8 protein-coding genes are annotated in these 10,977 nt (G+C 66.9%); 6 read left to right on the forward strand and 2 right to left on the reverse strand.

The genetic code is table 11. The features are described from left to right. Positions 1-13 precede the first annotated feature (13 nt). Both COC42_RS02375 and COC42_RS02380 read right to left on the reverse strand, forming a co-directional pair. Entirely contained in the window at positions 14-1,837 is a 1,824-nt protein-coding gene (locus tag COC42_RS02375; RefSeq protein ID WP_096341672.1) for an alpha-amylase family glycosyl hydrolase, read from the reverse strand. A gap of 111 nt (positions 1,838-1,948) precedes the next feature. Next, on the reverse strand, positions 1,949-4,642 hold the full coding sequence (locus tag COC42_RS02380; protein WP_096341673.1) for a TonB-dependent receptor: 2,694 nt from the start codon (positions 4,640-4,642) through the stop codon (positions 1,949-1,951). A 281-nt stretch (positions 4,643-4,923) separates the two neighbouring features. Here COC42_RS02380 and COC42_RS02385 point away from each other — a divergent pair, with 281 nt between their 5' ends. From COC42_RS02385 to COC42_RS17570, 6 genes are all read left to right on the forward strand, one after another. Next, the gene (locus tag COC42_RS02385; protein ID WP_245843769.1) at positions 4,924-5,970 is read left to right on the forward strand and encodes a LacI family DNA-binding transcriptional regulator; all 1,047 of its coding nucleotides are present in this window, start codon (positions 4,924-4,926) and stop codon (positions 5,968-5,970) included. A gap of 67 nt (positions 5,971-6,037) precedes the next feature. Continuing rightward, positions 6,038-7,498 carry an MFS transporter gene (locus tag COC42_RS02390; RefSeq protein WP_096341675.1) on the forward strand — a complete coding sequence of 487 codons (1,461 nt, stop codon included), beginning with the start codon at positions 6,038-6,040 and terminating at the stop codon, positions 7,496-7,498. Positions 7,499-7,570: 72 nt separating this feature from the next. Further along, positions 7,571-8,572, forward strand: a complete 1,002-nt coding sequence (locus COC42_RS02395) for an SPFH domain-containing protein (RefSeq protein WP_096341676.1) — start codon at positions 7,571-7,573, stop codon at positions 8,570-8,572. A gap of 227 nt (positions 8,573-8,799) precedes the next feature. Further along, on the forward strand, positions 8,800-9,468 hold the full coding sequence (locus COC42_RS02400) for a DUF4178 domain-containing protein (protein WP_096341677.1): 669 nt from the start codon (positions 8,800-8,802) through the stop codon (positions 9,466-9,468). Further along, entirely contained in the window at positions 9,461-10,804 is a 1,344-nt protein-coding gene (locus tag COC42_RS02405; protein ID WP_176484534.1) for a DUF4178 domain-containing protein, read from the forward strand. Before COC42_RS02400 ends, COC42_RS02405 begins: the two co-directional genes overlap by 8 nt. Continuing rightward, complete coding sequence (locus COC42_RS17570; RefSeq protein ID WP_176484535.1) at positions 10,804-10,968, forward strand: hypothetical protein; 165 nt, start codon at positions 10,804-10,806, stop codon at positions 10,966-10,968. The genes COC42_RS02405 and COC42_RS17570 overlap by 1 nt, the downstream gene beginning before the upstream one ends. Positions 10,969-10,977 lie beyond the last annotated feature (9 nt).

Raw genomic sequence — 10,977 nt, forward strand, 5'->3', positions numbered from 1 at the left:
AGCGGCGCGCTGCTCACCGCGCCGCCTCTGCCGCGCAGACGAGCGTCGAGAAGGGCGCGATCGTCACCCGGACACTGCCGGGCGCGGTGGCTGCGGCAGGACAGCCCTTGCCATAAAGCGGGCGGAAGCGGGCCGAGCGCGTCTCGACCTCGACATTGGCGATGATCGGCTCGGCCGAGCTGTTGAAGGCGACCAGAACCTCGGCATCACTGCTCGGATCGAAGCGGCTGACCGCGAACAGACCGGGCTTGTCGTCGAGAAAGGCGCGCGTCACCTGACGCCCGTGCGACAGCGCGGGCGTGGCGCGGCGCAGCTTCGCCAGCGTCGCGATCGTGCGAAACAGCGGATGGTCGGTGCCGAAATGCGCCTCGGCATGGGTCGAGGTGGTGCCGATCAGCTTGTCGCTCAGATAATCGGGCGTCTGGCTCGCGAACATCGACTGGCGCGCCGCCTGGTCGTTGCCCTTGCCGGTAAACCCCTGTTCGTCGCCATAATAGATGGTCGGCACGCCGCGCAGCGTCAGCAGCATCTCGTGCCCCAGCTTGGTGCGCGCCAACAGCTCGCCATCGGAAGCTTGGGGGTTCGCCTTCATCACGAACATGCCGAAGCGGCCCTGGTCATGATTGCCGATAAAGGTCGGCAGCTGCAGCGCCGTCGCCTCGCCGCCCGCGTACATGGCGTCGCCCATAAACAGCTTGGCGAGCGCGGCGGTCGGCTTACCCTCTGCCACCACCTGCTGCACCGCGGTCGCAAAGGCAAAGTCGAGCACCGCGGGCAGCTTGTCGACGACGGTGTGCCGCTGGAGCAGCCCGATCTCGAGCTCCGACCACGCAGCCTCGCCGAAGATGTGAAAGTTGGGAATGCCCTTCGCCTTGGCGCGCGCCTGCATCGCCGGCACGAACCCCGCCCAGAATTCGGGGTTCACGTGGCGCGCGGTGTCGATGCGATAGCCGTCGATGCCGAACCGGTCGATCCAGCCGCCGAACACCTCGATCATCCCCGCCACTACGCGCGGATTTTCGGTCATCAGGTCGTCGAGGCCGACGAAATCGCCCATCGTCGAGCTCTCGTTCGAGAACGTCGAGTTGCCGCGATTATGGTAGTAGATCGGATCGTTGAGCCAGGCGGGAACCTTGATGGAGCGCTCACCCGGCTTCACCTTCACCGTATAGGCGAAGTTCGGATCGGTCAGCTTGGCGAAATTGTCCGCCGTCATCGTCTGATCGCCCGCAAAGCCGGCATTGATCGCCTTGCCGCGAGGCCCGCCCTTGCGTGAATAGGGATAATCGGCGCGCGACCGATACGGGCACTCGGCCTTCCCCTCGCATTCGGCGAAGTAGAGGACATCGGCGGTGTGGTTGGCGATGATGTCCATGTACACCTTCAGCCCACGGGCATGCGCCGCGTCGACCAGCGCCTTGAAATCGGCATCGGTGCCCAGGTGCGGATCGACCGTCGTGAAGTCGGTCACCCAATAGCCGTGATAGCCCGACGATTCCTGTCCCGGCCCGCCCTGCACCGGCTTGTTCTTGAACACCGGCGTCAGCCAGATCGCCGTCGCGCCGAGCGCCTGAACGTAATCGAGCCGCTTCAGCAGGCCCTTGAGATCGCCGCCCTGGAAAAAGGCCTTGCTCGCCGGATCGAACCCGTGGCGCAGGCGGTCGCCGGAGATGCCGCCGCGGTCGTTGCCCGCATCGCCATTTTCGAAGCGGTCAGGCAGGACGAAATAGATGACCTCCTCCGACGGCAGCCGCTCGCGCAGCGGCAACTGCGCCTGCTGGGCATGGGTAGGCACGGCGGCAGACGCCAGGGCAAGCGCGGCGATCAGACGCTTCATTGGGGCACCTCAAGACGTTCCGGATTGCCGGGGTTGCCATTCATCGGCTGAAAGCGAGCGGGGGACCTGCGCCAGTCGTTGCCGGCACAGGTCCACGCGCCCCCTTTAAACTCAGAAACGCAGCGTCGCACCCGCCAGGAAGCGGCGACCGAAGCTCTGATAGTCGATGATCGCGCGGCTATCGCGCGGATCGACGGTCACGAACGGCTCGTCGGTCAGGTTCTGGCCCTGCACGAAGATCGACACGCCCTCGAGCGCCGAGCCCGACTGGAAGTCGTAGCCGATCTGCCCGTCGATGATCGTCTCGTCGAGCGCGCGGCGCCGGACGCGGTTGCCGCCGAAGCCCGACAGCTCACCGATGAAGCTCGAACGATAACGGACCGAGCCGCGCAGGTTGAAGCCCCACTTCTCAAAATAAGCAGTGCCGTTGGCGACCCACTTCGAATAGCCGGGGATATCCTCGGCCGGCGCGCCCGGCGTCGGCGAAATCCCGGTCTCGGTATAGCTGACACCGCCGGTCACGCCGAACCCGTCGAGCGCACCCACCAGTTCGCCGAGCGGCAGCGTCGCCGCGAGTTCGGCGCCGTAGATGTTGCCGCCCGCGCCGTTGATCGGCTGCGTCAGCAGGCCGACATCGGTCGGCGGCCGCAGCCCCGCCGGTTTGGGATAGGTCGTATAATCGAACGGCACCTCGAGATTGTACACGAAGCTCTTGAGATCCTTGTAGAACCCCTGGAGCGCGATGTAGCCCTTGGTGCCGAAATACTTCTCCAGCGTCAGGTCGAACGAGTTCGAGCGGATCGGGCGCAGATACGGGTTGCCGCCGCTGCCGGTGTAGAGGTTGAGCGCGGTGTTGTAGCCATAGCCGATCGCCACCCGCATATCGTCCATGCGCGCGCGCTGCATCTGGCGCGCGGCACCGACGCGGATCACGAAATCGCTCGGCAGGCGCAGCGACAGGTTCAGCACCGGCAGCACGTCGATATAATCGTCGCCCGCCTGCGTCGGCTGGAGCACGCCGCCCGCGGCGACGAGGCCCGACGACTTCTGCACCGTCGAGACGAACTGGACGCCGATATTGCCGGTCAGGACCGAGGCGCCGATCTCATGGTCGATGTTCGCCTGGAGATAGGCGCTCATCACGTCCTCGTTCACGCGGAACGCCTTGGCCGGCACGTCGAGGCTGGTGTTGGGCGACAACGTGTAGACGCCGCCCGCCAGCAGCTCGGCCGGATCATAGCTCACCATCGGGCCGAGGCCGAGATAGGACAGGTTGGTCGATCCCAGCAGATATTCCTGCGGAATGGCGCGCTCGCGAAGGCCACCCGACAGCTGGAGCAGCGCCTCGTCCGGGGTCAGCGACTTTTCGCGGCGGGTATAGTTGAGGCCGAACTGGATCGAGCGGAGGAAGCCGTCCATCTCCTTTTCGACTTCGCCGCGATACTGCTGGATCTCGTCCTTGACGATGCGGTCGTTGAAATAACCCGCCTGGATGTTCGCGCCGCCCCAGCCCTGCGGATCGGTGAGCAGGATGAGGCTGGGGTCCGAATAGTTGAGGGTCGGGGAGAAGACGGTGCCCGTCGTGCCGCTGGTGAAGCCGAGCGTATCGCGCGCGCCGACATTCTGGCCATAGCCGGTGCCGGCATAGCTTTCGATAATCGTCTCGCTGCGGTCGGTGCGCGAATAGCTGATGTCCAGCATCGCGTTCCAGCCGTCATCGCCTTCGTAGCGCTGGTTCATGCCGAACGAGTAGAGCTTGGCCTTGCGACTGAAGCTGTCGTTGCGGATCACGCCCTCGACACCGGTGAACTGGCCGGAGGTGACAAAGCCGTTATCGATGTTCGCCTGGGTCAGCGTCGCGTTGCCGAAGGCGAGCGGCAGCTCGATGCCGCGCTTGATCTGCGGATCGTCGAAGTCCGAATAGAAGCCGTCGAGGGTGATCGTGTAATTGGGCGCCGGCTTGTACTGAACCGTCCCCTGAAGGCCGAGGCGCTTGAGGTTGGTCGAGGTGACGTAGGACTTCGATCCGCCGATGACGCCCGCATTGGGATCGAACGGCGCCGCGCCGGCATAGCCCCAGGCGTTAAATTCCTGAATCTGGTACGGTTCATCGAGATAGTTGGCCGACAGCGCGATGCCGATCGTGTCGTTCGCGAACTGGTCGACATAGGTGCCGAACACCCGGTAGCCATATTCCTTCGACCCGGCATTGAGCTTGCCAAGATCGGTGTAGACGCCGCGGCCGCCGACCGCGATCGTCCGCTTGCCGTACTCGAGCGGACGGATGGTCTTCAGGTCGACGGTACCTGACAGGCCCTGCCCGATCAGCGTCGCCTGCGCGGTCTTGTAGACCAGCACTTGGTTGATGACTTCGGACGGATACTGGTCGTACTCGACCGCGCGATTGTCGCCGGTCGAGGTCTGCTCGCGACCGTTGAGCAGCGTGGTCGAGAAGTCGGGGGCGAAGCCGCGGATCGAAACGCCCGAGGAACGGCCGGAGATACGCTGCGAGGTCAGGCCCGGCAGGCGCGCGATCGATTCTGCGATCGAGGCGTCAGGCAGGCGGGCGATATCCTCGGCGGAGACCGATTCGACCACCTGATCGCGCGACTTCTTCGCGTTGACCGCGCTCTCCAGGCTGGCGCGAAAGCCGGTGACGACGATGTCGTCGGTGGGCGCTTCTTCCTGCGCTTGCGGGTTGGTGGTGTCGCCGGCGTCCTGCGCCGCGGCGGGGGCGGCAACGGCCGCCAGGGTCAGGCCGGTGGCGCCCAGCAGCGCGGCCCGGAACGAAATTGCCTTGGTCATGTCTCTCCCCCTGTCGCACGCCCGCTTGTGGCCGCGGGCTCGGTTCCGAAAATCGGGTATGGCAACGACGCGGCCCTACCCCTCACGTTGCGGTCATTATCGCCGACGGGGGCCGGGCGAACAGAAGGCATACGTATGTCATGCGATGCGGCAATGTCGCGCTTGTTGCCCGGCGGCCACAACCCGCCGATGGGCGACGCTTTACCGCCCGTGCCGCTTGCTCTAGTTTCAGGGCCTACGGGCGAGCGCAGACCCGCCATCAGGGGACGAGGAAGCCAATCGTGAGCCGCCCGGCGTCGCAGCGCCCTACATCCTTCGACATCGCCTATCGCGCAGGCGTGTCGCAGCCCACCGTCAGCCGGGCGCTGCGCGGCTCGACCTCGGTCAGCGCGGAGACACGCGCGCGGATCGAGGCGATTGCCCGCGAGCTCGGCTATGCGGTCGACAAGAATGCCTCGTCGCTGCGCAGCCAGCAGTCGCACACGCTCGCGCTCCTCTTTTTCGAGGACCCGACGGCCGATGCCAGCCTCATCAACCCCTTCTTCCTGTCGATGCTCGGCTGGATCACCCGGCACACTGCGAATGCCGGCTACGACCTGCTCATCTCGTTCCAGCAGCTCTCCGGCGACTGGCACAAGGCCTATGAGGACAGCCGGAAGGCCGACGGCATCATCCTGCTCGGCTATGGCGACTATGAGGCATATCGCCCGCGACTCGAGCAGCTGCAGGCGCAGGGCACCCATTATGTCCGCTGGGGCTCGCCCGAGCCCGGCGACGGCGGCGCGACGATCGGCTGCGACAATCGCGCCGGCGGGCGGATCGCGACCGAGCATCTGATCGGCCATGGCCGCCGCCGCATCGCCTTTCTGGGCGCGGGCGACGACCATTATCCGGAGTTCCGCGACCGCTATCTCGGCTACCGCGACGCGCTTGCCGCCGCGGGGGTTCAGCCCGATCCCGCGCTACAGGTCGATGCGATCACGCTGGAACAGGCGGGCGCCGACGCGGTGGGCGAGTTGTTCGAGCGCGGCGTCGCGTTCGACGGCGTCGTCGCCGCCAGCGACCTCATCGCGATCGGCGCGATGCAGGCGCTGGAGCGGCGCGGCTATGACGTGCCGCGTGCGGTGTCGGTCGTGGGCTTCGACGACATTCCGGCGGCGCAGCAGGCCTCGCCCCCGCTCACCACGGTCCAGCAGGATGCGAAGGCCGCGGGCGAGGCGCTGGTCGCCACCCTACTCGACCGGATCACTGGCCGCGAGCCGCCCGCCGGCCCCCTCCCCGTGCGCCTGATCGTGCGGGGCAGTTGCGGCGCGCATACGAATACGTGAGGCGCCCCGCCCCCTCGCTTCCTAAGGGTCGAAGCGCAAGGGCGCTCAACGTCCACAGGGAGGATGCATGAACAAGCCGCGCCAGAGCATGGCGGGTCTCTGGAACATCTCGTTCGGCTTTTTCGGGATCCAGATCGCGTTCGCGCTGCAGAACGCCAATGTCAGCCGCATCTTCCAGTCGCTAGGCGGCGAGATCGACCAGCTCGCCTTCCTGTGGATCGCGGGGCCGGTGACGGGCCTGCTCGTCCAGCCGATCATCGGCCACTATTCCGACCGGACCTGGAGCCGCTTCGGCCGCCGCCGGCCGTTCTTTCTCGGCGGCGCTGTGCTCGCGGCGCTGGCACTGTTCGGGATGCCGCATGCCGGCGCGCTGCTGACCGCGGCAATCATGCTTTGGCTGCTCGACGCCTCACTCAACATCTCAATGGAGCCGTTCCGCGCGTTCGTCGGCGACATGCTCGGCCGGGACCAGCAGACCGCGGGCTATGCCTTTCAGACCGCCTTTATCGGCGCGGGTGCAGTCGTGGGTTCGCTCGCGCCCGAGCTTCTCAACATGGCGGGCGTCGCCAATACCGCGCCCGAGGGCGTCATCCCGCCCTCGGTCCGCTATGCCTTCTATAGCGGCGCGGCGGCGATCCTGATCGCGGTGCTCTGGACCGTCGTCACCACCCGCGAATATCCGCCCGAGCAGCTGGAGGCGTTCGCCGGCCCCGCCTCGCCCGAGCATGAGGGGCGGATCGTCGCCCCTGCTAACGGCCCGCTCTGGGCGGTCGCGGGCGTCGCGCTCACGGCGGCGGTCTATGCGCTCGGGCTCGACAAGGCTGTCTATGTGCTCGGCGGCGCGCTGATCGCCTTCGGCCTCGCGCGCGTGGCGGCGCGGTCGATGGCGGCGGGCGGCGGCCGCAACGCGCTCGTCCTCATCAACTCCGACCTCGCGCAGATGCCGCCGACGATGCGCCGCCTCGCGCTCGTCCAGTTCTTCGCCTGGTCGGCGCTGTTCATTCTCTGGATCTACACCACGCCCGTCGTGACACAGATGGTGTTCGGATCGACCGACCCGACAAGCGCTGCGTACAACGAGGGCGCCGACTGGGTGGGCGTGCTGTTCGCGAGCTATAACGGGGTCGCCGCGATCGGCGCGTTCCTGCTCCCCTGGCTCGCAGGACGCATCGGCAAGGTAAGGACGCACGTGTTCGGCCTGCTCTGCGGCGCGGCGGGGTTCGCGACGATCCTGGTCACGCGGGACGCCCACCTGTTGCTGCTGGCGATGGTGTTCATCGGCATCGCCTGGGCGTCGATCCTGACGATGCCATATGCGATCCTGGCAGGCAGCCTCGATCCCAGGAAGTACGGCATCTATATGGGATTGTTCAACATCTTCATCGTCGTGCCGCAGCTGATCGTGGCGACGGTGATGGGCGCGGTCATCAACGCCTTCTTCCCGGGCCAGCCCGTGTGGACGATGGCGATCGGCGCGGGCGTCATGGTCCTTGCCGCCGCCGCGATGCTGCGGGTGAAAGAAGCCTGAGCCGTCCCCGCCGGTTTCGCTTCCAAGTGTCATGGTTCCCCATTACACTCATGGCATAACCGGAGGGACCTCATGGGCATTCTCGATTTCCTGAAGAAGCAGTTCGTCGACGTCATCGACTGGGTCGAGGAACCCGGCGACCTCGCCATCCGCTATCCGATGCAGGATCGCGAGATCCAGAACGGCGCCGCGTTGACCGTGCGCGAGGGGCAGGTCGCATTCTTCTATAATGAAGGCCAGATGGCCGACGCGTTCGGGCCTGGGCAGCACACGCTCAACACCTCGAACCTGCCGCTCCTCACCGCGCTCCAGAACTGGGACAAGGGCTTCCAGTCGCCGTTCAAGGCCGACGTCCTGTTCTTCACGCAGAAGGAACAGGCGGGCCTGAAATGGGGCACGTCGCAGCCCGTCACGGTGCGCGACAAGGAGTTCGGGCCGCTGCGCATCCGCGCGTTTGGCGGCTACAGCTTTCGCATCGAACAGCCGCCGGTGTTCCAGGCGAAGCTGATGGGCACGCTGGACCATGTTCGCGTCGGCGATGTCGAGACGCAGCTCCGCTCGGCGATCGCGACGCAGCTCGCGACCTCGCTCGGCCGCAGCGAGTTCGGCTTCGTCGACATGGCCGCCGATCAGGCCGCGATGTCGGAGCGGCTGCGCGAGATGGTGCAACCCGCCTTCACCCAGTGGGGCCTCAGCTGCCAGACCTTCTTCGTCGAGAGCCTGTCGCTGCCCGACGAGGTGCAGAAATATCTCGACAAGGCATCGTCGATGCGTGTCGTCGGCGACCTCGACCGCTTCGTGAAGTTCCAGAGCGCCGACGCGATCGAGAAGGCCGCCGGCGCGGACGGCGGCGTCGCGGGGCTCGGCGTCGGCGCGGGGGCCGGCATGGCGCTGGGCCAGGCGATGGCCGCGGGCCTTGGTGGCGGCCAGGCGAGCGGCGCGGGCGTGGTCGCGGGGGCCGGCGACGATCCCTATGGCCAGATCGAAAAGCTGCACAAGCTGCTGACGATCGGCGCGATCACGCAGGCCGACTTCGACACGAAGAAGGCCGAGCTGCTGGGACGGATCCGGTAAGGCGGCTGCGATCGCTGCCCGGCCTCCCCGTTTGCCCAGAGTGGGTGCCGAGTAGCTGCGCAGCAGCGCATCGAGGTGTCGGACCAAGGGACATTGGCGGGGCGCGAGGCGGTACTTCGATACGAGACCTCGATACGCCGGCTGCGCCGGCTACTCGGCCGCTACTCACTACGAACGGGGTGGAATGTGGCGGTGCTGCGCACGAATGCTTTGGGTGATCTGATCCGATGCTGACCCTCCCCTGCCCCAATTGCGGCGCGCCCGTCACCTTCCGCTCGCCGGCGCTGCCCAACCGCGTGTGCGGCCATTGCCGCTCGATGCTCGTCCGCAGCGACGGGGGCGTCGGCATCGTTGGAATAGAGGCTGCGCTCCCCTTCGACGTGTCGCCGATCCAGCTCGGCACTCGGGGGCGCTTCGATCGCCGCGCTTTCGAGGTGATCGGCCGCGTGCGCTGGTCGTGGGACGACGGGTCGTGGAACGAGTGGCTGTGCCTGTTCGAGGGCGGCGTGCATGGCTGGCTGGGCGAGGCGATGGGCGACTTCATGATGACCTTCGAGCGCCCGCTCGCCGATGCGGGCTCCGCCGAGCTTGACCGGATCGCACGCGGTAGCCCCGCCATTCCCGGCCGCAAGGTCGAGCTGGACGGTGAGGAACTGACGATCGCCGACGCGCGTGAAGTCGCCTGCATCGCCGCCGAGGGCGAGCTCCCCTTCACCGCGCTGCCCGACTGGCGCATCTACTCGGTCGATCTCAAGGCCGCCTCGGGCCGCGCCGCCAGCCTCCAGCGCGAGGGGGACGAGGCGTGGTTCTATGACGGCCGCTACGTCAAGCTCGCGGAGCTTGCGCCGACCGGCCTGCGCGCGATCGAGGGGTGGCAGATGCCTCGCTATGGCTGAAGCCGCCGCTCCCCAACCCGCAGCGAAGGCGGTGTCCTGCCCCAATTGCGGCGGCACCGTCACGCTGCGCGCCGCCGGCTACTCGGTCACGGTCGCGTGCGAGTATTGCGCCAGCATCCTCGACGTGAGCCAGCCCGAGGTGCAGCTGGTCACGCGCTACAACGAGCGCGCGACACGGCTCGCCATCCCGCTCGGCACGCGAGGGACGCTCGACGGCACCGAGTGGGAAGTCGTCGGCTGGATGGCGCGCGACGATAGCGGTTATGCGTGGCAGGAATTTCTCCTGTTCAACCCCTATCACGGCTATCGCTGGCTGATCGAGCAGCGCGGCGGCTGGAGCCTTGGCGAGCAGCTGACCCGGACGCCGGAGGGCGCCTGGGGCGGGCTCAAGGTCGATGGCGAGCGCTATACGCCCTTCTTCGCCGACGGCACTGCGCGCGTCACGGACGTGGTCGGCGAGTTCTACTGGCGGGTAAAGCGCGGCGACAGCGTACGCACCGACGATTGGGTGCGCCCCGGCGCGATGCTGTCGCGCGAGGCTGACGATCACGAGGTGAGCTGGTCGCGCTCGCGCTACCTCTCGACGCCGGCTGTTGCCGGGGCGTTCGGCGTGCCCGCGCACACCAAAGCCTGGCCGCCGCTTCCGCACCAGCCCTCGCCTGCGCTGCCCTTCGTGAAGGCGGGCATCGTCATCGCGCTGCTCGCAGTGGCGGCGCTGATCCTCGGCGCGGTCGTCATGGGCGGCGGTCGAACGTTGTGGCAGGGTTCGGTCACCATCGCCTCAGACGGACGCGACCAGCAGGCGATAGTCGGCCCGATAGAGCTCACTCGGCCCTGGCAACGCGTCCGCGTCGTCGCCGACGTGCCGGCGCTGTCGAACGGCTGGGTCGACCTCGGCTACACCTTGGTAGATCGCAAAAACCAGGCGAGCTTCACCGCGTCGAAAGCGGCCGAGCGATATTCGGGCCGCGATTCGGACGGCGACTGGACCGAGGGCGATCGAAGTGCCACGGCCGACTTCGCGACGCTTCCAGCCGGCACTTACGACCTTGTCGTCGACTACAAGGGCAACAACTGGATCGATCCATCGCGCCCGCCTTCGAACTTCTGGGACCTGAATGCCAACGAGCCCGCGCCCGACTGGCGCCGCAGCGGTGCCTTTGCGCCGCAGATCGACCTGCGCGTGGTCAGCCGCGGCGGCGCGGGAGGCGGCGTGTTCTTCCTGATGCTCGTGCTCCTGCTGATCCCGCTCGGCATCGGCCTGCTCATTCACGCCCATTTCGAGAGCGCACGGAGAGCCGAAAGCGATTTCGCAGCGCAGGGGGATGACGACTAATGCGCACGCCGATCTTTCTCTACGGCCTCTGGTGCCTTGGTATCGTCGGGCTGTTCATGGTCGCCAGCAACTATGCCTGGTCGCCCTTCGCCGATGGGCGCGCCGGTCCGCGTGGTACGGGCGGCGGCGGCGTCATCTTTGTCGGCGGACCCAATCACAAATAAGGGGATTTC

Origin of the sequence: Sphingomonas spermidinifaciens, assembly GCF_002351485.1 — a bacterium.
Taxonomy (GTDB): domain Bacteria; phylum Pseudomonadota; class Alphaproteobacteria; order Sphingomonadales; family Sphingomonadaceae; genus Sphingomonas; species Sphingomonas spermidinifaciens.